General features: G+C 52.2%; 29 protein-coding genes. 13 read left to right on the forward strand and 16 right to left on the reverse strand.

Annotated features, from left to right (window positions below; genetic code table 11):
• Nucleotides 1–302 precede the first annotated feature (302 nt).
• The 4 genes from ghrA to F0319_RS03875 all read left to right on the forward strand — a co-directional run bounded on the left by ghrA (nt 303) and on the right by F0319_RS03875 (nt 3,218).
• A complete protein-coding gene (gene ghrA, locus F0319_RS03860) occupies nt 303–1,241 on the forward strand; it encodes a glyoxylate/hydroxypyruvate reductase GhrA (protein ID WP_149366319.1) in 939 nt (312 codons plus the stop codon).
• Nucleotides 1,242–1,325: 84 nt separating this feature from the next.
• Entirely contained in the window at nt 1,326–2,063 is a 738-nt protein-coding gene (locus F0319_RS03865; protein ID WP_111964482.1) for a phosphatase, read from the forward strand.
• A 21-nt stretch (nt 2,064–2,084) separates the two neighbouring features.
• Complete coding sequence (locus tag F0319_RS03870) at nt 2,085–2,639, forward strand: TorD/DmsD family molecular chaperone (protein WP_033145180.1); 555 nt, start codon at nt 2,085–2,087, stop codon at nt 2,637–2,639.
• A 96-nt stretch (nt 2,640–2,735) separates the two neighbouring features.
• Entirely contained in the window at nt 2,736–3,218 is a 483-nt protein-coding gene (locus F0319_RS03875; protein WP_146749032.1) for a DUF1097 domain-containing protein, read from the forward strand.
• Nucleotides 3,219–3,261: 43 nt separating this feature from the next.
• Here F0319_RS03875 and csgG read toward each other — a convergent pair whose 3' ends face one another.
• The 4 genes from csgG to csgD are packed head-to-tail and all read right to left on the reverse strand — an operon-like array spanning nt 3,262 to nt 5,603.
• Nucleotides 3,262–4,095, reverse strand: coding sequence for a curli production assembly/transport protein CsgG (gene csgG, locus F0319_RS03880; protein ID WP_021240792.1), 834 nt, complete (start codon nt 4,093–4,095; stop codon nt 3,262–3,264).
• Nucleotides 4,096–4,121: 26 nt separating this feature from the next.
• The gene (csgF, locus tag F0319_RS03885) at nt 4,122–4,535 is read right to left on the reverse strand and encodes a curli production assembly/transport protein CsgF (protein WP_023311106.1); all 414 of its coding nucleotides are present in this window, start codon (nt 4,533–4,535) and stop codon (nt 4,122–4,124) included.
• Nucleotides 4,536–4,558: 23 nt separating this feature from the next.
• Nucleotides 4,559–4,948 carry a curli production assembly/transport protein CsgE gene (csgE, locus tag F0319_RS03890; RefSeq protein ID WP_008500845.1) on the reverse strand — a complete coding sequence of 130 codons (390 nt, stop codon included), beginning with the start codon at nt 4,946–4,948 and terminating at the stop codon, nt 4,559–4,561.
• 4 nt (nt 4,949–4,952) lie between these two features.
• The gene (gene csgD, locus F0319_RS03895; RefSeq protein WP_149366320.1) at nt 4,953–5,603 is read right to left on the reverse strand and encodes a biofilm master transcriptional regulator CsgD; all 651 of its coding nucleotides are present in this window, start codon (nt 5,601–5,603) and stop codon (nt 4,953–4,955) included.
• 765 nt (nt 5,604–6,368) lie between these two features.
• Here csgD and csgB point away from each other — a divergent pair.
• The 5 genes from csgB to ymdB all read left to right on the forward strand — a co-directional run bounded on the left by csgB (nt 6,369) and on the right by ymdB (nt 8,847).
• The gene (gene csgB, locus F0319_RS03900) at nt 6,369–6,824 is read left to right on the forward strand and encodes a curli minor subunit CsgB (protein WP_111966173.1); all 456 of its coding nucleotides are present in this window, start codon (nt 6,369–6,371) and stop codon (nt 6,822–6,824) included.
• Nucleotides 6,825–6,865: 41 nt separating this feature from the next.
• Nucleotides 6,866–7,318, forward strand: a complete 453-nt coding sequence (gene csgA / locus F0319_RS03905; RefSeq protein WP_008500842.1) for a curli major subunit CsgA — start codon at nt 6,866–6,868, stop codon at nt 7,316–7,318.
• Between the two features lie 61 nt (nt 7,319–7,379).
• Nucleotides 7,380–7,712: a curli assembly chaperone CsgC gene (gene csgC / locus F0319_RS03910; RefSeq protein ID WP_111966172.1), complete on the forward strand. Its 333-nt coding sequence runs from the start codon at nt 7,380–7,382 to the stop codon at nt 7,710–7,712.
• A gap of 164 nt (nt 7,713–7,876) precedes the next feature.
• Nucleotides 7,877–8,197 (forward strand): type 1 fimbrial protein, encoded by a 321-nt coding sequence (locus F0319_RS03915; RefSeq protein WP_111966171.1) that lies wholly within the window; start codon nt 7,877–7,879, stop codon nt 8,195–8,197.
• 107 nt (nt 8,198–8,304) lie between these two features.
• The gene (ymdB, locus tag F0319_RS03920) at nt 8,305–8,847 is read left to right on the forward strand and encodes an O-acetyl-ADP-ribose deacetylase (RefSeq protein WP_111966170.1); all 543 of its coding nucleotides are present in this window, start codon (nt 8,305–8,307) and stop codon (nt 8,845–8,847) included.
• A gap of 33 nt (nt 8,848–8,880) precedes the next feature.
• On the opposite strand, the gene mdoC is transcribed toward ymdB, so the two are convergent.
• Nucleotides 8,881–10,020, reverse strand: coding sequence for a glucans biosynthesis protein MdoC (gene mdoC / locus F0319_RS03925; RefSeq protein ID WP_115874712.1), 1,140 nt, complete (start codon nt 10,018–10,020; stop codon nt 8,881–8,883).
• 254 nt (nt 10,021–10,274) lie between these two features.
• Between mdoC and mdoG the strand changes: the two genes are divergently transcribed.
• The 3 genes from mdoG (at nt 10,275) to F0319_RS03940 (ending at nt 14,661) form a co-directional block, all read left to right on the forward strand.
• On the forward strand, nt 10,275–11,828 hold the full coding sequence (gene mdoG, locus F0319_RS03930; RefSeq protein ID WP_111966168.1) for a glucans biosynthesis protein MdoG: 1,554 nt from the start codon (nt 10,275–10,277) through the stop codon (nt 11,826–11,828).
• Nucleotides 11,821–14,349: a glucans biosynthesis glucosyltransferase MdoH gene (mdoH, locus tag F0319_RS03935; protein ID WP_045908288.1), complete on the forward strand. Its 2,529-nt coding sequence runs from the start codon at nt 11,821–11,823 to the stop codon at nt 14,347–14,349. The genes mdoG and mdoH overlap by 8 nt, the downstream gene beginning before the upstream one ends.
• An 84-nt stretch (nt 14,350–14,433) precedes the next feature.
• Nucleotides 14,434–14,661, forward strand: coding sequence for a YceK/YidQ family lipoprotein (locus F0319_RS03940; RefSeq protein ID WP_032650824.1), 228 nt, complete (start codon nt 14,434–14,436; stop codon nt 14,659–14,661).
• 6 nt (nt 14,662–14,667) lie between these two features.
• Here the strand turns inward: F0319_RS03940 and F0319_RS03945 are convergent, their stop codons facing one another.
• The 3 genes from F0319_RS03945 to F0319_RS03955 all read right to left on the reverse strand — a co-directional run bounded on the left by F0319_RS03945 (nt 14,668) and on the right by F0319_RS03955 (nt 17,424).
• The gene (locus F0319_RS03945) at nt 14,668–15,042 is read right to left on the reverse strand and encodes a MysB family protein (RefSeq protein WP_023311118.1); all 375 of its coding nucleotides are present in this window, start codon (nt 15,040–15,042) and stop codon (nt 14,668–14,670) included.
• 97 nt (nt 15,043–15,139) lie between these two features.
• Nucleotides 15,140–16,357, reverse strand: a complete 1,218-nt coding sequence (gene mdtG / locus F0319_RS03950) for a multidrug efflux MFS transporter MdtG (RefSeq protein ID WP_149366321.1) — start codon at nt 16,355–16,357, stop codon at nt 15,140–15,142.
• 140 nt (nt 16,358–16,497) lie between these two features.
• Entirely contained in the window at nt 16,498–17,424 is a 927-nt protein-coding gene (locus F0319_RS03955) for a Kdo(2)-lipid IV(A) acyltransferase (RefSeq protein WP_149366322.1), read from the reverse strand.
• A gap of 221 nt (nt 17,425–17,645) precedes the next feature.
• Here F0319_RS03955 and trhO point away from each other — a divergent pair, with 221 nt between their 5' ends.
• A complete protein-coding gene (gene trhO / locus F0319_RS03960; protein ID WP_136194673.1) occupies nt 17,646–18,695 on the forward strand; it encodes an oxygen-dependent tRNA uridine(34) hydroxylase TrhO in 1,050 nt (349 codons plus the stop codon).
• A 41-nt stretch (nt 18,696–18,736) separates the two neighbouring features.
• Here the strand turns inward: trhO and F0319_RS03965 are convergent, their stop codons facing one another.
• The 8 genes from F0319_RS03965 to F0319_RS04000 form a co-directional block, all read right to left on the reverse strand.
• On the reverse strand, nt 18,737–19,315 hold the full coding sequence (locus F0319_RS03965) for a YceI family protein (protein WP_149366323.1): 579 nt from the start codon (nt 19,313–19,315) through the stop codon (nt 18,737–18,739).
• A 1-nt stretch (nt 19,316) separates the two neighbouring features.
• On the reverse strand, nt 19,317–19,883 hold the full coding sequence (locus tag F0319_RS03970; protein ID WP_111965848.1) for a cytochrome b: 567 nt from the start codon (nt 19,881–19,883) through the stop codon (nt 19,317–19,319).
• A 207-nt stretch (nt 19,884–20,090) separates the two neighbouring features.
• Complete coding sequence (locus F0319_RS03975; RefSeq protein ID WP_032639612.1) at nt 20,091–20,204, reverse strand: YceO family protein; 114 nt, start codon at nt 20,202–20,204, stop codon at nt 20,091–20,093.
• Between the two features lie 60 nt (nt 20,205–20,264).
• Nucleotides 20,265–21,383, reverse strand: a complete 1,119-nt coding sequence (gene solA / locus F0319_RS03980; RefSeq protein ID WP_111965525.1) for an N-methyl-L-tryptophan oxidase — start codon at nt 21,381–21,383, stop codon at nt 20,265–20,267.
• Between the two features lie 116 nt (nt 21,384–21,499).
• The gene (bssS, locus tag F0319_RS03985; protein ID WP_008500827.1) at nt 21,500–21,754 is read right to left on the reverse strand and encodes a biofilm formation regulator BssS; all 255 of its coding nucleotides are present in this window, start codon (nt 21,752–21,754) and stop codon (nt 21,500–21,502) included.
• A gap of 273 nt (nt 21,755–22,027) precedes the next feature.
• Nucleotides 22,028–22,273 (reverse strand): DNA damage-inducible protein I, encoded by a 246-nt coding sequence (gene dinI, locus F0319_RS03990; RefSeq protein WP_008500826.1) that lies wholly within the window; start codon nt 22,271–22,273, stop codon nt 22,028–22,030.
• Nucleotides 22,274–22,347: 74 nt separating this feature from the next.
• Nucleotides 22,348–23,394 carry a dihydroorotase gene (gene pyrC / locus F0319_RS03995; protein ID WP_023311125.1) on the reverse strand — a complete coding sequence of 349 codons (1,047 nt, stop codon included), beginning with the start codon at nt 23,392–23,394 and terminating at the stop codon, nt 22,348–22,350.
• A 127-nt stretch (nt 23,395–23,521) separates the two neighbouring features.
• Complete coding sequence (locus F0319_RS04000) at nt 23,522–24,082, reverse strand: lipoprotein (RefSeq protein WP_111965526.1); 561 nt, start codon at nt 24,080–24,082, stop codon at nt 23,522–23,524.
• Nucleotides 24,083–24,126 lie beyond the last annotated feature (44 nt).

Genomic DNA, 24,126 nt, shown 5'->3' on the forward strand with positions numbered 1-24,126 from the left:
TCGAACCCCCGATACGTTGCCGTATACACACTTTCCAGGCGTGCTCCTTCAGCCACTCGGACACCTCACCATATTGTCATCCCGTTGTTGACGGGACGGGCGCTAATGTAAGGAAAAGCCGAACTGCCGTCAACTCACTTTTTCAGTAATTTAGCGCGTTTAGACAAACTTCAGGCAACATGATTCTTAAATGTGCATAAAATGCCTCTTTTATCAGCAACGCGGTTTCCTTATAAATTTGTTATGCTGACAATCCACTTGAAAATGAAAGCAAAACAGCGCAATAAAAGGCAGGAATGACCATGGATATTCTCTTCTATCACCCTACATTTGATAACGCTTACTGGATTGACGCACTTTCGGCGGCGCTGCCCGGCGCACGCGTACGCGAGTGGAAGCGCGGCGATAATGAACATGCTGACTATGCGCTGGTCTGGCATCCTCCGGTAGAAATGCTCCAGGGCCGCAAGCTGAAGGCCGTTTTTGCCCTGGGAGCCGGCGTGGATTCCATTCTGAGCAAACTTAAGGCACACCCTGAAATGCTGCCGGAAGACGTTCCACTGTTCCGCCTGGAAGATACCGGAATGGGCCAGCAGATGCAGGAATATGCCGTGAGCCAGGTTCTGCACTGGTTCCGCCGCTTTGATGACTATCAGGCATTTAAACAGCAGGCCCGCTGGGAGCCGCTGCCGGATTATCGTCGTGAAGACTTTACCATCGGCATCCTCGGCGCGGGCGTGCTTGGCTCAAAAGTGGCTGAAGCCCTTGCTCCGTGGGGCTTTCCGCTGCGCTGCTGGAGTCGCAGCCGCAAAGATTATCCGGACGTAGAGAGCTTTGCCGGGACGGATGAACTCCCGGCCTTTCTGAACGGGACGCGCGTGCTCATCAACCTGCTGCCCAATACGGCGGAAACGGTCGGTATCATTAATGAAGCGTTGCTCAATCAGCTCGTCGATCGGAGCTACCTGATGAACCTGGCGCGCGGGGTGCATCTGGTCGAGCCCGATCTGCTGAAGGCGCTGGACAGTGGAAAGCTTAAAGGTGCCATGCTGGATGTCTATAGCCGTGAGCCGCTACCCGCGGAAAGCCCGCTTTGGGCGCACCCGCGCGTCGCGATGACCCCTCACGTGGCCGCCGTGACGCGTCCGGCAGAAGCGGTGGCGTATATATCACATACCATCAGCGAACTGGAAAAGGGTAACCCGGTCACCGGCCAGGTCGACAGACAGCGCGGCTACTGAGATAAACCCGGCGTTCGCCGGGTTTTTGCTAATATTCGCCGCTGATAACTGCTATCCTTTGGAAAAACCGCAGAGGAGAGAGAGATGTATCCCGTTGACCTGCATATGCACACCGTCGCCAGTACCCACGCTTATAGCAACCTCCATGATTATATCGCCCAGGCGAAGCTTAAAGGCATCAAGCTGTTCGCGATCACCGATCATGGCCCGGATATGGCTGATGCGCCGCACTACTGGCATTTTGTGAATATGCGGATCTGGCCACGTCTGGTGGACGGCATTGGGATACTGCGCGGCATTGAGGCAAACATCAAAAATACCGACGGTGAGATCGACTGCACCGGCCCGATGCTGACGTCTCTTGACCTTATCCTCGCTGGCTTCCATGAGCCGGTTTTTGCTCCTCAGGATAAAGAGACCAATACCGCGGCGATGATTGCCACCATTGCCAGCGGCAATGTGCACATTATCAGCCATCCCGGTAACCCAAAATATCCGATTGATATTCAGGCTGTCGCGCAGGCGGCAGCGAAGCACCGCGTGGCGCTGGAGATTAATAACTCCTCTTTTGTTCACTCGCGTAAGGGCAGTGAAGCCAACTGTCGCGCCGTGGCGGCCGCCGTGCGTGATGCGGGCGGCATGGTGGCGTTGGGCTCAGATTCCCATACCGCGTTCACGCTGGGTGATTTCAGCGAGTGCCTGAAAGTGCTGAATGATGTTAACTTCCCGGAAGCGCAAATCCTGAACGTGACCCCACGCCGCATGCTCGATTTCCTTGAGTCCCGCGGAATGGAGCCGATTGCCGAATTTGCCGATCTTTAATTGTGTAATGGAATAATAAAAATGAACGAGTTTTCCATCCTCTGCCGCGTGCTGGGTACGCTCTATTATCGCCAGCCGCAAGACCCGCTGTTGGTTCCGCTTTTTACGTTGATTCGTGAAGGCAAACTGGCGCAGAACTGGCCGCTGGAACAGGATGATTTACTGGAACGTCTGCAAAAAAGCTGCGACATGCAGCAGATTGCGACGGACTACAATGCGCTGTTTGTCGGCGATGAGTGCCGCGTTTCGCCATACCGCTCAGCCTGGCAGGACGGGGCGACGGAAGCCGAAGTCCGCGCTTTCCTCTCCACCCGCGGTATGCCGCTGAGCGATACGCCGGCGGATCATATCGGTACGCTGCTGCTTGCTGCCTCCTGGATCGAAGACAACGCCGGGGATGATGAGAACGAAGCTATTGAAACCCTGTTCGAAACGTACCTGCTGCCGTGGGTCGGAACATTCCTTGGTAAAGTCGAAGCGCATGCTACCTCGCCATTCTGGAGAACGCTGGCACCGCTGACCCGCGACGCGATCGCGGCGATGTGGGATGAGCTGGAAGAAGAGAATGAAGAGTGATTTAGATCACATAAATTCTGCAACTACGCATTTCAATTTGCACATAATGTGCTTCTGATCGCATTTCTATGGTGCGCTTCTGCTAAGATGCGCGCCATGAACATATTACTTTGTATCGCAATAACGACGGGCATTCTCTCCGGGCTTTGGGGATGGGTGGCCATGTCTCTCGGATTACTCAGCTGGGCCGGATTCCTTGGCTGTACGGCCTATTTCGCCTGCCCGCAGGGGGGCGTCAAAGGGCTCTTTATCTCTGGCTGCACCCTGATGAGCGGCGTTATCTGGGCGCTGGTGATCATGAAAGGCAGCGCGCTGGCGCCGCATCTGGAGATGCTGGGATACGTGATGACGGGCGTTGTTGCCTTTTTAATGTGCATCCAGGCTAAGCATCTGCTGCTTTCATTTGTTCCTGGAACCTTTATGGGGGCGTGTGCGACCTTTGCAGGGCAGGGTGACTGGAAGCTGGTGGTCCCCTCACTGGTGCTGGGGTTGCTGTTTGGCTATGCCATGAAAAACAGTGGTCTTTGGCTGGCGTCGCGGCGGGAAAAAGCGCAAAACGTCACGGCAGTGAGCGAATAAAAAAAGGCGAGATAATCATCTCGCCTTTTTTATGCGCTTCCTGTCAGGATTCCGGAGGGACTGACATATCGCGGTATTTCACCAGTATCGGGTTCTGCACGTCTGCTTTGTTTTGCAGATCCCACAGCCCGCGGTCAATACCGTCGTTGATTAAGAAGATCACGCCGGTTTCAATGGCTGACATCAGACACATCATGACCGGCTCGTTGGAGGTGTAGCCAATTTCACCCTCCAGCAAACGCTGGTAATCGATGAAGCGGAATACCCCTGCCTGAACTTCATAGGACAGTATGGTTTTGCTGGTGTTCACCGAAGAGAGCACTTCGCCTGTACTGACGTTGACCACACGCAGGTTAACGGCAATTTGGTCGAGCTGGTATTGGGTATCCGCGCCGATACCGAAATACCGCGCGCCCGCTCCACCCGATTTAACGTTACTTTCGTAGCCAATAATCGATCCTTCAATCATCACGTTCGCTGCCGCCAGAGATTCCAGAGGCGTACGGTTATTGGCCGCGACGGTACCATTTTCCTGTGCTGCACGAATGATTTTACGTTCATTCAACAGGTTCTGGAGACCCTGACGTTCCAGGGGAATAAACCAGTGCGAATCCTTGAGCGCGGTAACCAGCATCGCGGTGGCGCTTTGCGGCACGGCCGTGGAGAAGTTACTTGCCGGGTAAGGTTTGAATTGCCCGGTTTCATCCTGAATGTTGTATACGGAGACAAATATTTTCCCCGTTGGAGCAGGTAAATGCGTTAAATCACGATAACTCTGGGCCCGAGGCATTAATGTAGGTTTTGCAGCTTCTTTAGGTGGAGCAGTTAAACAACCGCTCAATAAGCACACTGCAACAAAAATCAGGAAGCGCTGCATGATCGTTGTCCTTATTTAGCTATTGTTTAAAAGTCAGTTGAATTACTTTGTAGACCGGAAACCTGAATGGTGGAGATTCTTCCGGTTTTACGATCGGTCACGTTCAACTGAAGCTGTCCGTCAGTGTTGGCGATATCAACGATAAAGTCGTTGGTCACCATCCGGCCGGGTTTACCGGTATTAATGTTGGTCAGTAACCCACCTAAAATCTGCGACTGAATAGCTTGAGTGAAGTTGTCCAGTGCGGACGGGGTATCAATGCTAAAATCCTTTAAGCTGGGATCCTTATAGGAGTTTTGCGCCTGAGCTTCATTCAGCAGGAACGCGCCGTTGTTAGGGTTACCGCCAAAGTTAGGGTTACGGAACTGAAACGTCATGTTTCCGGCCCAGCTTATGGGTGTTATTAGCATTATCGAAACAACTGCATATGCAATACGCATGACAGCCTCCGCATATCGGTTCGCTAGAACTCGTCTTTTGCTAAATCGCTGGTGCTTAATAGGGCTTTATCTATTTGCAGGCGATTAATAGCGTCTTCTGATTGTGCCAGTGCCAGGGCTACGTTTTTATCGAAGTCCATTTTTGTGGGGAATAAAAACGTTTGATAAATAACGTACTGATTAGCCGTTATTGTTATCCAACTTCCCCATCGTGCACTGGGCCGCTCGTTGATTGTTATATTACCGGTATAAGTACTGTCCCATTTATCACTAAAGGCACGGTAAAAACTGTGCCCGACCGATGAGACAGTGTGGTCTGTTAACAATCCGGGAACTTCGACCTCGACGGCCTTCAGATTCCCGGCAGCGAGCAGGAAACTCGCTGCGGCGATCCAACTCAACGTGCGCTTCATGTGATTAACGCCTGAGGTTATCGTTTGCCCACGAAACAGCCTGAGTTCTGTTTTTTACAGCTATCTTCTTGAAAAGATTATAAAGGTGCGTCTTTACCGTATTTTCGCTGATAAATAACGAACGGGCGATTTCAATATTTGAAGCACCAATGCGTAACTTATTCAGGATCTCTTTCTCACGGTGCGTGAGCAGTGCTGACTCTGAGCTGTTATAACGATAATTTCCCGAGTGCGTGATGAGATAACTGGCAAGCTTTTGCGAAAAATAACACTCTCCGCGCAATATACCTTGCAGACCCTCAACTACCCGGTCTTCTTCTTCTGTGACGTAGAACACGCCATTGATATGCGGCCAGCTTTCAATATCTCTGAAAGGATATTCGTCAGGCGTATTCAACAATAGCACTCGGATATTGTTGTTTTTCCTGCTTAAAATATCTTGCCAGTAATGGACAAGTTTTTTATCTGCTTCCATCATATCGAAAAGAATGATGCTGCCAGGTGCAATATCATCAAAAGAACGTTGAATATTATGCAATTTCCCGTTCAGTGATAAAGATTGCTTTAAATGTTGTAATAATGCTGTCGCTTGCAGAGAAGGTTTTGTGATCAACAGTAATGTATGACCATGTAAACTATGGACTTCATTATACATGATGAAACCCCACTTTTTTTTGGCACCTGGCAGCTGCCCTCCTGTTTAAAAGAGGACACCAGAAGTACTGACAGATGTTGCACTGCTGTGTGTAGAATCAGACCATAACCTCCACGGGGAGGTAAATATAAAACCAATTTCGTACATCTAATTTCAATCTAGCTTTTACGAAGTTTAAAGCAAGTGTTAAACATGTAACATAATGTAAAAATCAATATTAATTTGTGAAATTCGGTTGTTTTGAATGGCGAGAATTGATGAGAAAGTTGTACACATAAATAGAGATGCACAGATTTTAAAAATCATACAAATATTTCCAATTGTTTGATTTGTATTGGTATTTATTATTTTTATAAAGCGATAATTTAGTATGAGTTACAGGTTGTTTCTAAGTTCACGAATGAGCATGAGTCTGGCTTAAGAAAAGAAGTTTCGTGTCACGTGCTGAGAAAAAATGTTCTCATGCCGTTACGTTTAAACACCCCGGGGGGAGGCGTGGACAGCTTTTGTCTTGCTGTACAACCTTTTCGAAAAACGCATTTAATAAAAAATATAAGCTGGCCTGAATAAAGTGGTTTTTGATGTAAATTACGACTTTGTGGTGATCTGAAAAATAAAAATAAGCCGCGCGGGTGAGATATTTAAAATGTTTCAGCGGACATACTCTTCACCGTAACGACGCGTTAACACAATACGAATCGTTTTTACATGTGACACTGTTATAGGGTTATGGAGTTATTCAATAACCAGGTCCAGGGTGACAACATGAAATACACATCGTTATTTATGATGTTTACATTACTGGGTGCGCCTGGATTTGTAACCGCAGCGAATTCAGATTTAGCAAATGCTGAATATAACTTTGCGGTTAACGAATTAAGTCTTTCATCACTCAATCAGGCAGCCATTATTGGTCAACAGGGTGTTTTCAATGACGCTCAGGTTCGCCAGGAAGGTTCGAAACTATTGTCCATTGTTTCCCAGGATGGGGCAGGCAACAGAGCGAGAGTTGATCAATCAGGGAGTTACAATATAGCCTGGATCGATCAGAGCGGAAACGCGAATGATGCAGGTATTACGCAAGATGGATACGGTAATAGCGCGAAAATTATCCAGAAAGGGTCGGGTAATAGAGCAAATATTACGCAGTACGGTACGCAGAAAACCGCAGTTGTAGTGCAGAAACAGTCGCAAATGGCGATTAACGTTATTCAACATTAGCGCTTTCGCGACGACTTTAATCAATCCGATGGGGGTTTACCATGAAATTTCTCAAAGTGGCAGCGCTTGCAGCAATCGTAGTTTCTGGTAGTGCTATGGCGGGTTCTATTAATCAGGGCGGCTGGGGTCATGGGCATGGTCATGGCGGATACAGTGGTCCAAATTCAACCCTGAATATTTATCAGGACGGTGGCGGTAACTCCGCGGTTGCTCTGCAGACAGACGCCAGAAATTCCGTGCTGAATATTACCCAGAAAGGTGGCGGTAACGGCGCTGACGTTGGTCAGGGTTCTGATGACAGTAAAATCAACCTGACCCAGAAAGGATTCGGCAACAGTGCAACACTTGATCAGTGGAACAGTAAAAAATCTGTTATGAACGTTAGCCAGTCCGGCGGCTTTAACGGCGCACTCGTTGACCAGACTGCCTCTAACTCTACTGTCAACGTTACCCAGATCGGCTTTGGTAACCACGCGACAGCTCATCAGTACTGATACTGAAATCTGTGCTACAAAAAAACAGGGCATCAGCCCTGTTTTTTTTCGGGAGTTCATCATGAATACCTTAATTCTCCTGGCCGCGCTTTCCAGTCAGATCACCTTCAAAACGTCGCAGCAGGAAAATATGACCACCATTATTCCTCAGGTCACTCTGGCGCAGTCGTGTGATTGTCAGGTTCAGATTGTTTCTTTACGAGAAGGGCAGGGGGGGCAAAGTTCTTCCCGGCAGCAAAACACACTTTTTATACCCGCTAATCAGACGATTGATTTAATGCGCCTGAGTTTAAATATTAATGCAGGAGACACGGTAAAAATCGTTGTCACCGTTACAGATGGAAAATCGCTTCATTTATCACAACAGTGGTCGCCAGCGGAACGTTCGCTATAAAAATGTATTAAATCAATATGTTGTGAATGTTGCGGGTCTGTGACGTTGAGCTATGCTGATATCAGGGACCAGGTCGTTATGTTCCGTAACGTGAAACTTCGTTTGCCGTAATAAATGAAGCGCGTTTACCCCTCATGGACGATTTTCATTTAGGAGTACCTATAATGAACAACTATTTTGCTCGACTCGTAGCAGGTCTGGGTCTGGTCGTTTCTGCTTTGAGTATCCCGGCTTATTCGGCCACAGTTGTTGACGGCGGTGTCATTCATTTTCGCGGTGCTATCGTCGCCGACCCTTGTGAAATCACTCCGCAGAAGCAACAATTTGCAATGTCATGTCCAAATAATAACCGTATGCAAACGCGTATGGTCAGCTATGAAGAGGCGCTTAACGGGAAAGTGAGCGACTCAAACCTGGCAACGCTCAATATGAAATACCTTAATCCTGAAAAAACGCTTGCAGTTATTGAAATCCAGTATCGCTAATGCGCGTTCTCCCCGCCCTGCGGAGGAAGAGGATTTTTTCTGATAGTTTTTTCTCCCGGTCACCTCTGCGATACACTTAAGAAAAAGGCGGATTGCAGAGGGGCTTTATGAAACCGCAAATTGAAATTATTCAAGGCGATATTACGACAATGCACGTCGACGTCATCGTCAATGCGGCCAATCCTTCCCTCATGGGGGGAGGCGGTGTAGACGGGGCGATTCACCGTGCTGCCGGACCGCAGCTGCTCGAAGCCTGTAAAACCGTGCGGCAACAGCAGGGCGAATGTCCTCCCGGTCATGCGGTAATTACGCTGGCGGGCAATTTGCCCGCCAGAGCGGTTATTCATGCCGTTGGGCCCGTCTGGCACGGTGGCGATCGGCACGAAGCGAGTATTCTGGAAGAGGCTTACCGGAACTGTCTGCGACTGGCCGCCGACAACGGTTATAAAACGATGGCGTTCCCGGCTATCAGCACCGGCGTGTATGGTTATCCTAAAGCGGCAGCCGCAACGATCGCTGTAGAAACCGTTTACCGCTATCTGTCGTTAAAACCGCTGCCAGAGAAGGTGATTTTTGTCTGTTTTGACGACGACACCACGCATCTTTATCAGCGGCTTCTGACTCAGCGCAGACAAGAGCTGGAAAGCTGAAGCAAACGCGGCGCATCTGGTGCGCCGCGTGGTTTATGAGGCTTTTGCCTGCGGTTTTCCTGAAAAGAGGAAACGCAGGAGCGGGATCCGCAGATGGATTTCGTAAAGTACGATCGCCACCCCTACCACAAAAACCAGCCCGGTAAAGAAGCCCAGCGTGTTGGAGGCGATGTGCGGTGTGATGTAAGCCCCGAAGAAAAGCGTCAACGGATGATGCACCAGATAGATAAACAGTGATGCATTAACGAAGTAAGTCACGCGGCTGGACTTAAAGTTCAGCAAGCGATGGCCCAGCGCGAATACCACGTTCACCATCCACAGGCCCAGCAGCATCGTGATCACGCTTTCCGTTTCATACATCCAGGCGTCGCCGCTGCCGTAGCGCTGATTCAGCAGATATGCAGCGAACGCGAAGGTTGCCCCCAGCGCGCACCACGGTGACGGGGTGACAAACAGCGATTTAAGCTTTGGATGAATAAAAGCCAGCGCGCCGATTAAAAAGAACGGAATGTAGAACAATGACTGCATCACCACGAAATTGAATAACCCGTCGCTCAAAATAGGCGGGTAAACGATAAGCAGCGTCCGTCGCACGGCGGCATAAGCGATCCCCAACAGCAAGAAGAGCACTGACAATTTGCCCATCGTAACGTTGGCGAAGAAGGTGTCGGCTTTTGTACTCAGATGGTGGCGCAGGCGGCTAAAAATCAACAAACTTACCGTTGTCAGCACTACAAGGACCAGCAGGAACCACAGGTGAGACACCAGCTCCCAGACCAGCGTATTGTACTTTTCATAGAGCGTCAGATTCGGCCAGTTCTCCGCTTTGCCTTTGACGTATTGCAGCATAATGAACTGAGGCAGCGTCAGCAGCGGAATTGCGGTCAGCATCGGGATGCCCACGCGCTCCACGCGTACTTTCCACCATCGCTTAAGCGGGTATCGCAGAAACAGCATGTAAGAAAAATAGCCGGATATGACGAAGAAAACCTGCATTCGAAAGGCGTGAATAAAGTCATTAAACAGCGTCAGCCACCAGGAGGGCATCTGGCTATTCACGTGCCAGGTGTGGCTGGAGTAAATCAGTGAAATGTGAAAGGGGATCCCCAATAGCATCAGCCAGGCCCTGATCGAGTCGAGGAAATATTCACGTTCTGTTGGTGTTGTGCTCATATAACGTTGTGCATTCTCAGACTTTTCGTCTTATCCCTAAGACTCATAATGGTTACATTCGAAGCCAACCCTACACCAAGACCGACACCCTGTCTCCAGGATAAGCACGCAAAGTGAATAGCGGGTTCTTTCATTTGCTTAATCCATGAGCCAGCAGCTGAACAAAGCAGTGATAATGTTGTCGGATTGCCTGAGTTTCCATTAAAATGGATCGGATCGATATAAGCACACAAAGGGGGAAGTGCTTACTTATTATGAAACATAAACCACAGATGATGAAAATGCGTTGGTTGGGTGCTGCAGTAGTGTTATCACTGTATACCTCATCGGCACTGGCCTTTAACATCGACGATGTCGCAAAACAGGCAAAATCGATGGCAGGCAAGAGCTACGAAGCGCCGAAAAGTAACTTGCCCTCCGTTTTCCGCGACATGAAGTATGCGGACTATCAGCAGATCCAGTTCAATCACGACAAAGCGTACTGGAGCAATATTAAAACCCCGTTCAAGCTTGAGTTTTATCATCAGGGTATGTACTTCGATACGCCTGTTGCCATCAATGAAGTGACGGCAACAGCGGTACGTAAGATCAAGTACAGCCCGGATTACTTCAATTTTGGCAATGTGCAACACGACAAAGATACGGTGAAAGACCTGGGCTTCGCAGGCTTTAAGGTGCTTTACCCGATCAACAGCAAAGATAAAAACGACGAAATCGTCAGCATGCTTGGTGCCAGCTACTTCCGCGTGATTGGCGCGGGGCAGGTATACGGGCTTTCTGCGCGCGGACTGGCTATTGATACCGCGCTGCCATCAGGTGAAGAGTTCCCACGTTTCCGTGAGTTCTGGATTGAACGTCCAAAACCAACGGATAAACGTCTGACTATTTACGCGCTGCTGGATTCGCCGCGTGCGACCGGGGCCTATCGCTTTGTGATTATGCCGGGCCGCGACACGGTGGTTGACGTACAGTCTAAGGTTTACCTGCGTGATAAAGTGGGCAAACTGGGCGTTGCGCCGCTGACCAGCATGTTCCTGTTTGGGCCGAACCAGCCGTCACCGGCAACCAACTTCCGCCCGGAACTGCACGACTCCAACGGTCTGTCGATTCATGCCGGTAACGGTGAGTGGATCTGGCGTCCGCTGAATAACCCGAAACATCTGGCGGTGAGCAGCTTCGCGATGGAAAACCCACAAGGTTTTGGCCTGCTGCAGCGTGGTCGTCAGTTCTCCCGTTTTGAAGATTTGGACGATCGCTATGACCAGCGTCCAAGCGCCTGGGTCACGCCAAACGGTGACTGGGGTAAAGGTAAGGTCGAACTGGTAGAAATTCCAACCAACGACGAAACCAACGACAACATCGTTGCTTACTGGACGCCGGATCAGCTGCCGGAAGCCGGTAAAGAGATGAACTTCAAGTACACCATTACCTTCAGCCGCGACGAAGATAAGCTGCATGCGCCGGATAACGCGTATGTGATGCAGACTCGCCGCTCAACGGGTGATGTGAAGCAGTCTAATCTGATTCGTCAGCCTGACGGCACCGTGGCGTTTGTCGTGGACTTCACAGGCCAGGATATGAAGAAACTGGCACCGGACACCGCCGTTGCCGCTCAGGCCAGCATCGGTGATAACGGTGAAATCGTTGAGAATACCGTGCGTTACAACCCGGTAACCAAAGGCTGGCGTCTGACCCTGCGCGTGAAAGTGAAAGATCCGAAACAGACCACTGAAATGCGTGCTGCGCTGGTCAGTAACGATCAGCCGCTGAGTGAAACCTGGAGCTATCAGCTACCTGCCAATGAATAATACATCTGAATATATTGATGCCATGCCGCTGACGGATATCGAAAAAGCGGCACTGCCTAAGAGCGACATCCGCGCGGTTCACACCGCGCTGGATGGTGAACATCGTCAGTTTTCCCGTGATGATGATACGCCGCTTGGGTCAGTCAAGGCGCGTCTGGAGCAGGCCTGGCCGGACTCGCTGGCGGAAGGGCAGTTGATTAAAGACGATGAAGGACGCGATCAGCTTCAGGCGATGCCGAAGGCCACGCGTTCCTCTATGTTCCCCGATCCGTGGCGCACCAACCCGGTGGGTCGCTTCTGGGATCGCCTGCGTGGACGTGATGTGACGCCGCGCTATCTGTCACGCCTGACGAAAGAAGAGCAGGCGTCTGAACAGAAATGGCGTACCGTGGGGACAATCCGTCGCTATATCCTGCTGCTTCTGACGCTTGCGCAGACGGTCGTCGCGACCTGGTATATGAAAACCATCCTGCCGTATCAGGGCTGGGCATTCATAAACCCGACGGACATGATGGGCCAGGATCTCTGGGTCTCCTTCATGCAGCTGCTGCCGTACATCCTGCAGAGCGGCATCCTTCTGCTGTTCGCGGTTCTCTTCTGCTGGGTTTCAGCCGGCTTCTGGACCGCGCTGATGGGCTTCCTGCAGCTGCTGATGGGGCGTGACAAATACAGCATTTCGGCGTCAACGGTCGGGGATGAACCCCTCAATCCTGAGCACCGTACCGCGCTGATTATGCCTATCTGTAACGAAGACGTTGACCGCGTATTCGCGGGCCTGCGTGCAACCTGGGAGTCCGTAAAGGCCACCGGCAACGCGGAGCATTTCGACGTTTACATCCTGAGCGACAGCTACAACCCCGATATCTGCGTGGCAGAACAAAAAGCGTGGATGGAGCTGATTGCAGAAGTGCAGGGCGAAGGTCAGATCTTCTACCGCCGCCGTCGTCGTCGGGTGAAGCGTAAAAGCGGTAACATTGATGACTTCTGCCGTCGCTGGGGTAACCAGTACAGCTACATGGTGGTGCTGGATGCTGACTCCGTCATGAGCGGAGATTGCCTGAGTGGTCTGGTGCGTCTGATGGAAGCCAACCCGAACGCGGGTATTATCCAGTCCTCCCCAAAAGCGTCCGGAATGGACACCCTTTATGCACGCTGCCAGCAGTTCGCCACCCGTGTTTACGGGCCGCTGTTTACGGCAGGTCTGCACTTCTGGCAACTGGGTGAATCGCACTACTGGGGTCACAACGCCATTATCCGCGTGAAGCCGTTCATTGAGCACTGTGCGCTGGCGCCGCTGCCGGGCGAGGGTTCGTTTGCCGGCTCTATTCTGTCGCACGACTTCGTAGAAGCGGCGCTGATGCGTCGTGCTGGCTGGGGCGTCTGGATTGCCTACGACCTGCCGGGATCGTACGAAGAGCTGCCGCCGAACCTGCTGGACGAGCTCAAGCGTGACCGCCGCTGGTGTCATGGTAACCTGATGAACTTCCGCCTGTTCCTTGTTAAAGGAATGCACCCGGTTCACCGTGCGGTGTTCCTGACGGGCGTGATGTCGTATCTCTCCGCACCGCTGTGGTTTATGTTCCTTGCGCTCTCCACTGCGCTGCAGGTCGTCCATGCCCTGACGGAGCCGCAATACTTCCTGCAACCGCGGCAGCTGTTCCCGGTTTGGCCGCAGTGGCGTCCGGAGCTGGCGATCGCGCTGTTTGCCTCGACCATGGTGCTGCTGTTCTTGCCTAAGCTGCTCAGCATCATCCTGATCTGGTGCAAAGGCTCGAAAGAGTACGGCGGTTTCTTCCGCGTGACCCTTTCACTGCTGCTGGAAGTCCTGTTCTCCGTGCTGCTGGCGCCGGTGCGTATGCTGTTCCACACCGTGTTCGTGGTCAGCGCATTCCTGGGCTGGGAAGTGGTCTGGAACTCACCGCAGCGTGATGACGACTCCACGCCGTGGAGCGAAGCCTTTATGCGCCATGGTTCACAGCTGCTGCTGGGTCTGGTGTGGGCGGCCGGGATGGCGTGGCTGGATCTGCGCTTCCTGTTCTGGCTGGCGCCGATTGTCTTCTCGCTAATCCTGTCGCCGTTTGTCTCCGTGATCTCCAGCCGTTCGACGGTGGGGCTGCGGACCAAACGCTGGAAGCTATTCCTGATCCCGGAAGAGTATTCCCCGCCGCAGGTGCTGGTGGATACCGATCGTTACCTGGAGCAGAACCGCAATCGCACGCTGGATGACGGCTTCATGCACGCCGTGTTTAACCCGTCATTCAACGCCCTGGCAACGGCTATGGCGACGGCGCGTCACCGCGCAAGCCAGGTGCTGGAGATTGCCCGCGATCGTCACGTTGAGCAGGCGCTTAACGAGACTCCGGAAAAACTTAACCGCGACCGTCGTCTGGTCCTGCTGAGCGACCCGGTCACGATGGCGCGTCTTCACTACCGCGTGTGGTCCGCTCCGGAGAGATACTCTTCGTGGGTAAACTACTATAAGGAACTGAAACTTAACCCGCTGGCGTTGAAGGCGAAGTAAGTTGTTAAGTAGGGTGGGCAAGCGAAGCGCCTCCCGCCAAATAAAATACCGGCTTAATCGCCGGTATTTTTTTAGAGGTTACTCATGAAAATAATCATCGTCGTACTGATGGCATGCCTGCTCAGCGGCTGCGGCAGTATCATCAGTCGCACCATTCCAGGGCAAGGCCACGGGAATCAGTATTACCCTGGCGTGAAATGGGATCTCCGTGATTCCGCATGGCGCTACCTGACCGTGCTCGATCTGCCGTTCTCGCTGATTTTCGACACGCTGCTGCTGCCGATTGATGCCAGCCACGGCCCTTACGAATAACCTAAATTAACGTTCGTCCCACTCATCGGCTGCGGTTTGACCTTCTTCCGTATCAAGCGGCGGCTCAAGCTGAAACTCACCCTCATCCCACTCGTGCAGGGTGTTCTCTTCCAGCCATTCCTGCCGCAGTTCGATTTCGTCATAGTCGCCGTCAAAGACTGCCTGCGCACCTTCACCACTTAATATCGGCAAACATTCCCCTTCTTCACCTTCATCGGCAAAGAATTCGGCCTGCCACATAATATCCCCATCCTGCAGAACGTATTTCTGGATATTAAGCTGTTGCACGTCAGCATCTTCTTCTTCAACGCCGGGGTTGTCGGCGAGGAACTCTTCACGAGCGGCATCAATAGCTTCTTCCAGCGTGGCGTACATGGTCATTGGTGTCTCCCTGTTTTCCAGAAGGTTTCAGGGAAAGAATAGCTGAATATCCGATTCTGCAAGTATGAATACGAAAATAAGCTGTCAGGCGTTCGTCTTATTCCGTCACCGGCCGTAACGCGCGGGATAAACTGAACCATGAATAAATGGCATTGAACAACACGACGCCCGCCGTCACGATAAAGACGGCGCGAAAACCGAAGCTGGCGGAGACCCCAGCCCCGAGCAGCGGTCCGGTGACGTTACCGATGTCTCGGAACGACTGGTTATAGCTGAAAATACGCCCGGCAATCTGGTTTGTAGAGTTGTAGACCAGCAGGGTCTGAACGGCGGGCAGTAACGCGCCGTCGGCGGCTCCCAGTAAAAAGCGCAGGACGCCCAGCTGCCATGGCGTTTGCACCATCGACATCGGGATAAGCAGCAGGACGGAAATCACCAGCGCGCAGATCAGTATTTTTTCCGGACCCACCCGGTCCCCCAGTTTTCCGAGCCTCGGGGCGCTCAGCAGCGCTGCCACGCCGGGTACGGAGGCAATCAGCCCGCTGATGAACGCAATGTTGCTGACGTTACCCGCCAGATCGCGAACGTAAAGCGTCAGAATAGGGGCAATCGACCCGGTGGCTACCTGAATAATCAGTGTTGTTACGAACAAGCTCAGCACCAGCCTGGGGTTTTTGAGCGAGGTCAGCACTTCCCTGGCGTGGAGCATCTCTTTTTTGGCGACAGGCGTGAAGTTTTCACGAATACAGAGCAAGGTGACGATGAAGCACAGGAACAACACGCTGGCGGTGATAAAGAAAACCGGCCGCAGTCCATAGCTATCGGCCAGGAGTCCGCCGGCCAGTGGCCCCAGCAGGGCACCGCTCACGCCGCCGGTTGAGAGCGTGCCCAGCGCCCAGCCGCTTTTATGGCGGGGGATTTGTGTGGCAATCAGGGCATTCGCGTTGGGAATAAATCCTCCCAGCAGGCCCAGCAGCGCGCGCAGTATTAGAAACTGCCAGACGTTTTGCGCCACGCCCATCAGCGCCATGATGATGGCCATCCCCAGCGCCGAGCGCAGCAGCATGATTTTTCGCCCCTTGCGGTCTGCAAGGCCGCCCCAGAAGGGTGAGGCCATCGCGGAAAAGAGAAACGTGATGCTGAATACCAGGCCAGACCACATATTGAGCGCGCTGTGGCCCGTCACGCCAAGCTGTTCGACGTAGAGCGGCAGGAAGGGCATGACCAGGCTAAAGGCCGCGCCGGTAAGAAAACAGCCAAGCCACGCAACCGTGAGGTTACGCTTCCAGTTTATGGGGGCGTCTGAGGGTGACATAACAATCCGCATAATGAGGTGCTGAGCACCTGAAGCATGAAGTAATAAGCCTGCTAATTATGCGCCTGGGTTATGAATGCCGCAATGAGGGGGAGTTTTTAAAGCTAAAACAGCATGCGGCCCTGAGGGCCGCATGAGGATTAATAGCGAGACGGCGTGCCTTGTGGCCGCGTTTTAAAACGGCGGTGCAACCACATGTACTGCTCGGGCGCCAGCATGATGCACTTCTCCACAACGCTGTTCATCCAGCGCGCGGTGGTTTCCGCATCGTCGAGCGGCGGCGCGAGTTCCGGCTCCAGCATCATCAGCTCGTAGCCTGAACCATCGGGCTTGCGGCGGGGAACAAAAGGCACGATGGCGGCTTTGGACATCCGCGCCAGCATCCAGGTTCCGGTCGTTGTGGCGGCCTCTTCAACGGCGAAGAAGGGGACAAATACGCTGGCCTGCGGGCCATAGTCGTGGTCGGGGGCGTACCAGACCACTTCACCGGATTTCAGCGCGCGGATCATTCCCTTCAGATCTTTACGGTCGATCATGCTTTTGTTGGAGCGCATGCGGCCATTGGTCTGGATTAAATCGATGACCGGGTTATCGTTAGGGCGATAAACGCCAATGCCCGGCGCCTGCATGCCGAACATGCGCGCCCCGATTTCAAGCGTCAGGAAATGGACGCCAATCAGCAGAACGCCCGTCTGGTTGGCCTGAAGCGTATGCACCGGATCCATGCCGGTGCCCGTCACCTCGCTCCAGCGAGCCATGCGTTTGTCCGGCCAGAACCACGCCATGCCGGTTTCCATAAGGCCCATCCCGACGGATTCGAAATTCTTCGCGACCATATCGTGATGCTCTGACTCGCTCATCTGCGGAAAACAGAGCTCAAGATTGCGGTACGCGATTCTGGCTCGACGTTTCATAAACAGTTGCGCGAAACGGCCCAGAAATTTACCCAACCGAAAAATAACAGGGTAGGGAAGCTGTACCAGAAGCCATAAAAAGCCGATGCCAAGCCAGGTCAACCAATAGCGGGGATGCAAAAGGGCGGCAGTAAATTTTGGTAACTGGGTCATGTCTTTCCTGTGTTCAAACGTCCTGTTTTGCTAGTGTCTCATTTTTTGAGACGTAGCCAAAATATCTGCTTTCGAAGCGTGCACGAATACAGCAATTGTTAAGCCTGATTAATCAGGGTGTGTGAAATGTAGCGTAAATTGTGTGGATGTAAATTGGTTTTGTTTGCTATATGATGCCGACCGATTTTTCATTCTCTCTAACGATTCCAGGACTGTACACCATGCCAGTGTTACACAACCGCGTTTCGAATGAGATGTTAAAAGCGCGTATGTTGGCTGAAACCGAACCGCGCACAACCATCTCATTCTATAAATACTTCACGATCGACGATCCGCAGGCGACCCGCGATGCGCTTTATCAGGCGTTCACGGCGCTTAACGTTTTCGGCCGCGTCTACCTTGCCCGTGAAGGCATCAACGCGCAGATTAGCGTACCGGAAAGCAAAGTCAGCGCCTTCCGTGACGTACTTTATCAGTTTGACCCTGCCCTTAACGGCTTACGCCTGAACATTGCCCTGGATGATGACGGGAAATCCTTCTGGGTGCTGCGCATGAAGGTGCGTGAACGCATCGTGGCAGACGGTATCGACGATCCTGAGTTTAACCCGTCGGACGTCGGTGAATACCTCAAGGCGGCGGAAGTGAATGCGATGCTGGACGATCCGGATGCCGTATTCATTGATATGCGTAACCACTATGAGTACGAAGTGGGGCATTTCGAGAACGCGATGGAAATCCCGGCTGATACCTTCCGCGAGCAATTGCCCAAAGCGGTTGAGATGATGCAGGAGCATAAAGATAAAAAGATCGTTATGTACTGCACCGGCGGTATCCGCTGCGAGAAAGCCAGCGCGTGGATGAAGCACAACGGCTTCAATAAGGTCTGGCACATTGAAGGCGGCATTATTGAGTACGCTCGTCGCGCCCGTGAGCAGGGGTTGCCGGTACGCTTTATCGGGAAAAACTTTGTCTTTGACGAGCGGATGGGTGAGCGTATCTCTGAAGACGTTATTGCCCAGTGCCACCAGTGCGGCGCGCCGTGCGATACCCACACCAACTGCAAAAACGACGGCTGCCATCTGCTGTTCATTCAGTGCCCGGCCTGTGCCGAGAAGTTTAACGGCTGCTGTAGCGAGCTGTGCAGTGAAGAGAGCATCCTGCCGGAAGAAGAGCAACGTCGCCGTCGCGCAGGACGTGAAAACGGCAACAAGATTTTTAATAAATCACGTGGTCGTCTGAATACCAAACTGGGTATCCCTGACCCGGAATGATAATAACGCCCGGCACGGTGAAAACCTGCCGGGCGAAGTTATTATGATTTCTGCTGTACCCCTTCAACGGAAATAATCAGCTCCACGTCCTGAGACGCCGGGCCTAAATCCGTTGTGATATTAAAATCTTTCAGGTGAATTTTCCCTGCCGCTTCAAAGCCTGCGCGTTTACCGCCCCACGGATCGTCACCCTGGCCCAGTAATTTAGCATCAAGCGTGACCGGTTTGGTTACGCCGTTAAGCGTCAGGTTGCCGGTAATATTCAGCTTATCACCGTCTTTCTTCACCTCAGTAGAAGTGAAGGTCGCCTGCGGGAATTTCGCGACGTTGAGGAACTCCCCACTTCGCAGGTGTTTATCGCGCTCTGCGTGGTTCGTGTCGACGCTGTTCGTATTAATCGTCACATTGACTTTATCGGCCGCGGGATTTTTCTCGTCAAAGGTGAACGTGCCGTCAAAATCCTTAAAGGTGCCGTACAGCCAGCTGTAGCCCAGGTGCTGAATACGGAAATTGACGAAAGCGTGCTGGCCCTCTTTATCAATTTTATACTCCGCCGCCACGGCATTACCGGCGGTGAATAACAGAGAACCCAGGGCGATACCCAGCAGGTGTTTTTTCATTTTATGCTCCAGAGTCAACTGACGAGCGGCCAAGCATGCGCTTTAGCGTATCGTCTTTATCAATAAAATGGTGCTTGAGGGCGGCAAGCCCGTGAAGTACGGACAGGATCACCACGCTCCAGGCAAGCCAGAGGTGAACTACCCCCGCCGTATCGGCCTGCGCCCCGGCATCGCTAAGCGTTGCCGGAACCTCGAACAGGCCAAAAACGTTAATCGGCTTACCGTCAGCCGTCGAAATGAGATAGCCGCTAATCAGGATGGCAAACAGCAGCGCATAGAGGGCAATATGCGCGGCGACTGCACTAACGCGGGTAAATTTGCTGTGAGACGTTGGCGCGGCGGGCGGCGGGGAGATATGTCGCCAGATCACTCGGAAGACCAGCCCCAGCATCAGCAGGACACCAATACTTTTATGCAACTCTGGCGCCTGGTGATACCAGCCATCGTAATAGCTGAGCGTGACCATCCAGAGCCCAAGTCCAAACATACCGTAGACGGCAAGAGCAAATATCCAGTGCAAACTTATGGATATTATTCCGTAGCGCCGGGAGGAGTTACGCAATTGCATAAGAATGTCCATTTCAAATAAACCGAAGGGTAAAAATGAACGGGAAGAGTTGATATTGCAACTGAAATAATTGTCTATTGATTTTTATTTTATTTATTTCAGCATTTTTGAACAGGATCAATAAATGTAATTCAATGTCTTCGTGCAAGATGAAATTGAGAGTTTCAGCAAAGCTAAATAAACGTCAATTATTGTCAATCATGGTTTTCAATAAAATACGATGTAAACAAAATCAATAATGGCCAGCAGCGCCCACAGTAAGATATAGAGCATAAAATGCTCGCGAATATTATTCATAAGAAAGTTAACGATCCTGCGCATAACGCCCCAACATGCAGTGTAAATGAAACGGGCTCCGGGACGTCCGGAGCCCGTGGCGGATTATCCGTTAAATCGCGAGAGGGAGAAGGGCGTCAGATCAAACTGCGGCGTGATGCCCTGGGCAAACTGCGCGGCGATTTCACCCAGCACGGAAGCAAACTTAAAGCCGTGGCCGCTCAGCCCGGTAATAAGCAGGACGTTGTCATGCCCCGGCAGGGTGTCAATGATAAAGTCTTCATCCGGCGTGTTGTCGTAGGTACAGGCCGCGCCATACAGCAAGCCACCGACGCCGGGAAGAATATTGCGCAGGAACGAGAAGGCCTCTGAACCATCCTGTGGGAAGGCGCCGAAGGGCTTACGCTCGTCAGGAGAGGCGATAGCCTGGCCCCCGTTGTGTTTACCGATTTTCAGCGCGTCTTTCTCGGAAGGGAAACCGTAGAACTGATCGCCATTCGGCAATTCGCCGGTAAAGGCCGGGAATTTATTCTGCGCGCTGTAGCGCCCATCCGACTGGAACCAGGAGAAGACCTTACGCACCGGCTGGACAGGCAGTTCCGGCAGCAGGCGCGTGACCCAGGTTCCTGCGCTGACGAGCAGGCGGGACGCTGAATAGTCGCCGTCAATAGTCGTTACCGTGACGCCATTCTCGTCATCGGTGATAGCCTCTACCGGACAGTTAAACAGCTGCGCGCAGCCGGCTTTCGCGGCAAGATCGATCCAGGTTTTGATCGCTGTTTCACAGTGCAGCACGCCGGAGTGGGCTTCAAAGAGGCCAATGTAATCGTCGGGGACGGTAATTTCAGGCCAGCGCGCGGTAATGCCCGTCGCGTCCAGCTTCTCGACATCAAGATTAAAGGCTTTTGCGCTGCGCTCGACGCTGGCGAGAAAATCAGAATGGGAAGGGCCAAGGTTGATGACGCCGGTACGCTCGAAAATACGCTCTTCGGTCTGCTTCGCCAGTTCATCCCACAGCGTCTGGGCGCGAAGCACCAGCGGTACATAGCGCTCGCCTTCTCCATACGCGTGGCGCATGAGGCGGGTATCGCCATGATGGCTGCCCTCCGAATGAGGAGGAAGGTGGGCATCGATCATCAGGACCTTCAGGCCTGCCTGTGTTGCGTAATAACCGGCGGCGGAACCCACGGAGCCGCTACCAATAATGATTAAGTCGTATTTCATATGCATCTCATAAACTGACGTTTTGTTAGCAGAGTAATTAACAACGCGGGGTTAGACAAGGGAGAAATAAATAAGGCACCGCGAGGGTGCCTGTAGAGAGAAAAGTGGGCATAAGCTTAGTGCCGTTTATACTCATTTTCCTGATAGTCGCCAGATTCTATTTTTGCAATACCTGCTTCTAAAATAGAAATAAACTGACGGGCGACGTCTGTTGTTAGCCACAGCGTCTGTCCAACTTCCGCTTCTTCACGGTTGAGTTGATTCGGGGTCTGGTAGTGCAAACGCAGCATCAGCGCATCGTAGCTATCTACGGTACTGATATCCCAACCAACCAGTGGATGGGTCTGGATCACTTCACTATTCTTTTCCATTATAACCCCCTTAATGCGTGTTAGAAGACAACGGCTTTGAGGTTCAATGCATGTTTTTCTGAAAGCATCTTCAGTATACCAAGTAATAAGGGTTCCGACGGGAAAAATAAACAGCTGGCAACACATTTTTCTGCTTTTTAGGATTGTTCGAACAATAAAACACCATCTTGTTCACGATTCTTAAAGAAGATGCCGAATTAATTTGAACTTGCAGGATTTTTAGACAAAAAAAAGCCGGGGCGACCCGGCAAAAAACACAATGAGGGAGCAGTGTTAATCTGTGATAAACCAGTCGTCTGCGCTTTCCCACGTTTCCTGCAGGATTTCGCTGATGCGATCTTTATCTTCTTTCGCAGCACCAATGACGGATAGGTTGTTCGCCGCGGCGTAACGCACCGTTACGGCACCCGCGTTATCGGGAAAGGTGTTGTTAATACGGCGGGATAATTCGCCTGCCAGTGCATCAAGCGCGCCGGCAGGCAGAACGGTAGTTTTGGCTATGGTGACTTCAATACGCATAAATGCCCCCTGTGTAATATACTGTTTATTTATACAGGTATATTATCTGTTTGACAACAAGGGGGATTGATTTTTTAACGTTTTACCGTCCAGTTAACGGTTTCACCCGCCAGGAATGGGATCAGCGTATCATCCGTCAGGGCAATGGACTCCTCAACGTGGCTCGCTTTCCGCTCCAGCTCGATGAAGGTGTCGTTGACCGGCAGGCCGTAGAAGCGCGGGCCGTTAAGGGAGCAGAATGCTTCGAAATGTTCCAGCGCGTTCATCTCTTCAAATACTGTTGCGTAGCTGGCAAGCGCCGTTGGGGCGTTGAAACAGCCTGCACAGCCGCAGCTCGCCTCTTTACGATGGCGGGCGTGAGGTGCGGAGTCGGTACCGAGGAACGCGCGGGAGAACCCGCTGGCGACCAGCTCGCGCAGCGCCTGCTGGTGGATGTTGCGCTTGAGGATAGGCAGACAGTAGAGGTGAGGGCGCACCCCGCCCACCAGCATGTGGTTACGGTTAAACATCAGGTGCTGTGGCGTAATGGTGGCGGCGATAAGATCGTTGCCGTCACGCACGTACTCTGCCGCGTCTTTGGTGGTGATATGTTCAAAAACCACCTTTAGCGCTGGCAGGCGCTGGCGCAAAGGCTCCATCACGGTCTCGATAAAACGGGCTTCACGGTCGAAGATGTCAATCTCCGCGTGCGTGACTTCACCATGGACCAGCAGCGGCATACCCAGTTTCTGCATGCGTTCCAGAACCGGCATGATGGCATCAATGCTGGTGACGCCGTGGCTGGAGTTGGTGGTGGCATTTGCCGGGTAGAGTTTCGCTGCCGTAAAGACGCCTTCGTTAAACCCACGCTCCACTTCGTTCGGGTCCAGCGAGTCGGTCAGATAGCAGGTCATCAGCGGGGTAAAATCGTGTCCCGCAGGCACGGCATCCAGGATGCGCTGGCGATAGGCTATCGCGGCATCGACGGTGGTGACTGGTGGAACCAGGTTAGGCATGACAATCGCGCGGCCATAAATTTCGCTGGTATAAGGCACGACGGTTTTCAGCATATCGCCATCGCGCAGATGGATATGCCAGTCGTCAGGGCGGCGGATTTTAAGAACCTGGGGTTGTGCAGTCATGGAAGCTCCGGCTTGTCAGGAATCAGTCATAAGGATGGCTGTTTTTGCCGGACACAAATCATAAGCGGAAACGTTTTCGTTTGCACACTTTTCCGTGAAAAAAAAGGGCGCCGCAGCGCCCTTCAGGTTAATCGGTGAAAGGAATGATAATTTCGCCCGGTTTCACCTCTATGCCTTTTGCGTATTTTTTCGCCAGGGCTTCACCCTTGCTTTTGTCTTCACTTAAGACGTACGCGGGCTGCTGGTTAAAATAATTACGCAGCGACTGGTTCAGATAGGGCATCAGGGTTTGCAGAACCGGTGCCATCTTGTCCGGAGACACCTTCGCATCGACCACTTCCATCTCCTGCAGGAAAATCGCCCCTTTCTCTTTGTTGAAAACAGGGAGTGCCTTCAGCTTGAGCTTGATGTTGGCTTTCTGATTGCCAAACAGGGAGGACATATCGAGGTCCGCATCACCGGCCAGGGTGACTTTGTTTGGCTCTTCACGTCCGATCTGGCTACTCAGGTTTGTGAGCACGATATGCGCGTCCGCCAGTCCCGGCACGCCAATGTCTTTAGAGAAATTGTTATGTTTTTCCAGCGCCTGATTAATTTCCTGTTCACTGACGGTATATTGCGTGAGCTGGTTACAGCCAACCAGCAGGCCGCTGAAAACTAATGCAGCGGCAAAGACAATTTTCTTCATAGTGTTCCTCAACGAAAATCGGCGCTTCTGTCCTGTTACGCCAG

Source organism: Enterobacter vonholyi (genome assembly GCF_008364555.1).
In the GTDB taxonomy this organism is placed as follows: domain Bacteria; phylum Pseudomonadota; class Gammaproteobacteria; order Enterobacterales; family Enterobacteriaceae; genus Enterobacter; species Enterobacter vonholyi.

Excerpts from the sequence above, each read along its gene's own strand:
- csgC (WP_111966172.1), top strand. The coding sequence starts at position 7,380 with ATGAATACCTTAATTCTCCTGGCCGCGCTTTCCAGTCAGATCACCTTC.
- F0319_RS03940 (WP_032650824.1), top strand. The coding sequence starts at position 14,434 with ATGAAAATAATCATCGTCGTACTGATGGCATGCCTGCTCAGCGGCTGC.
- F0319_RS03915 (WP_111966171.1), top strand. The coding sequence starts at position 7,877 with ATGAACAACTATTTTGCTCGACTCGTAGCAGGTCTGGGTCTGGTCGTT.
- csgA (WP_008500842.1), top strand. The coding sequence starts at position 6,866 with ATGAAATTTCTCAAAGTGGCAGCGCTTGCAGCAATCGTAGTTTCTGGT.
- ymdB (WP_111966170.1), top strand. The coding sequence starts at position 8,305 with ATGAAACCGCAAATTGAAATTATTCAAGGCGATATTACGACAATGCAC.
- csgG (WP_021240792.1), bottom strand. The coding sequence starts at position 4,095 with ATGCAGCGCTTCCTGATTTTTGTTGCAGTGTGCTTATTGAGCGGTTGT.
- bssS (WP_008500827.1), bottom strand. The coding sequence starts at position 21,754 with ATGGAAAAGAATAGTGAAGTGATCCAGACCCATCCACTGGTTGGTTGG.
- csgD (WP_149366320.1), bottom strand. The coding sequence starts at position 5,603 with ATGTATAATGAAGTCCATAGTTTACATGGTCATACATTACTGTTGATC.
- F0319_RS03875 (WP_146749032.1), top strand. The coding sequence starts at position 2,736 with ATGAACATATTACTTTGTATCGCAATAACGACGGGCATTCTCTCCGGG.
- csgF (WP_023311106.1), bottom strand. The coding sequence starts at position 4,535 with ATGCGTATTGCATATGCAGTTGTTTCGATAATGCTAATAACACCCATA.
- F0319_RS03945 (WP_023311118.1), bottom strand. The coding sequence starts at position 15,042 with ATGACCATGTACGCCACGCTGGAAGAAGCTATTGATGCCGCTCGTGAA.
- csgE (WP_008500845.1), bottom strand. The coding sequence starts at position 4,948 with ATGAAGCGCACGTTGAGTTGGATCGCCGCAGCGAGTTTCCTGCTCGCT.
- mdoG (WP_111966168.1), top strand. The coding sequence starts at position 10,275 with ATGAAACATAAACCACAGATGATGAAAATGCGTTGGTTGGGTGCTGCA.
- mdoC (WP_115874712.1), bottom strand. The coding sequence starts at position 10,020 with ATGAGCACAACACCAACAGAACGTGAATATTTCCTCGACTCGATCAGG.
- F0319_RS03975 (WP_032639612.1), bottom strand. The coding sequence starts at position 20,204 with ATGCGCAGGATCGTTAACTTTCTTATGAATAATATTCGCGAGCATTTT.
- dinI (WP_008500826.1), bottom strand. The coding sequence starts at position 22,273 with ATGCGTATTGAAGTCACCATAGCCAAAACTACCGTTCTGCCTGCCGGC.
- F0319_RS03870 (WP_033145180.1), top strand. The coding sequence starts at position 2,085 with ATGAACGAGTTTTCCATCCTCTGCCGCGTGCTGGGTACGCTCTATTAT.
- F0319_RS04000 (WP_111965526.1), bottom strand. The coding sequence starts at position 24,082 with ATGAAGAAAATTGTCTTTGCCGCTGCATTAGTTTTCAGCGGCCTGCTG.
- F0319_RS03865 (WP_111964482.1), top strand. The coding sequence starts at position 1,326 with ATGTATCCCGTTGACCTGCATATGCACACCGTCGCCAGTACCCACGCT.
- F0319_RS03970 (WP_111965848.1), bottom strand. The coding sequence starts at position 19,883 with ATGCAATTGCGTAACTCCTCCCGGCGCTACGGAATAATATCCATAAGT.
- F0319_RS03965 (WP_149366323.1), bottom strand. The coding sequence starts at position 19,315 with ATGAAAAAACACCTGCTGGGTATCGCCCTGGGTTCTCTGTTATTCACC.
- ghrA (WP_149366319.1), top strand. The coding sequence starts at position 303 with ATGGATATTCTCTTCTATCACCCTACATTTGATAACGCTTACTGGATT.
- mdoH (WP_045908288.1), top strand. The coding sequence starts at position 11,821 with ATGAATAATACATCTGAATATATTGATGCCATGCCGCTGACGGATATC.
- trhO (WP_136194673.1), top strand. The coding sequence starts at position 17,646 with ATGCCAGTGTTACACAACCGCGTTTCGAATGAGATGTTAAAAGCGCGT.
- csgB (WP_111966173.1), top strand. The coding sequence starts at position 6,369 with ATGAAATACACATCGTTATTTATGATGTTTACATTACTGGGTGCGCCT.
- pyrC (WP_023311125.1), bottom strand. The coding sequence starts at position 23,394 with ATGACTGCACAACCCCAGGTTCTTAAAATCCGCCGCCCTGACGACTGG.
- solA (WP_111965525.1), bottom strand. The coding sequence starts at position 21,383 with ATGAAATACGACTTAATCATTATTGGTAGCGGCTCCGTGGGTTCCGCC.
- F0319_RS03955 (WP_149366322.1), bottom strand. The coding sequence starts at position 17,424 with ATGACCCAGTTACCAAAATTTACTGCCGCCCTTTTGCATCCCCGCTAT.
- mdtG (WP_149366321.1), bottom strand. The coding sequence starts at position 16,357 with ATGTCACCCTCAGACGCCCCCATAAACTGGAAGCGTAACCTCACGGTT.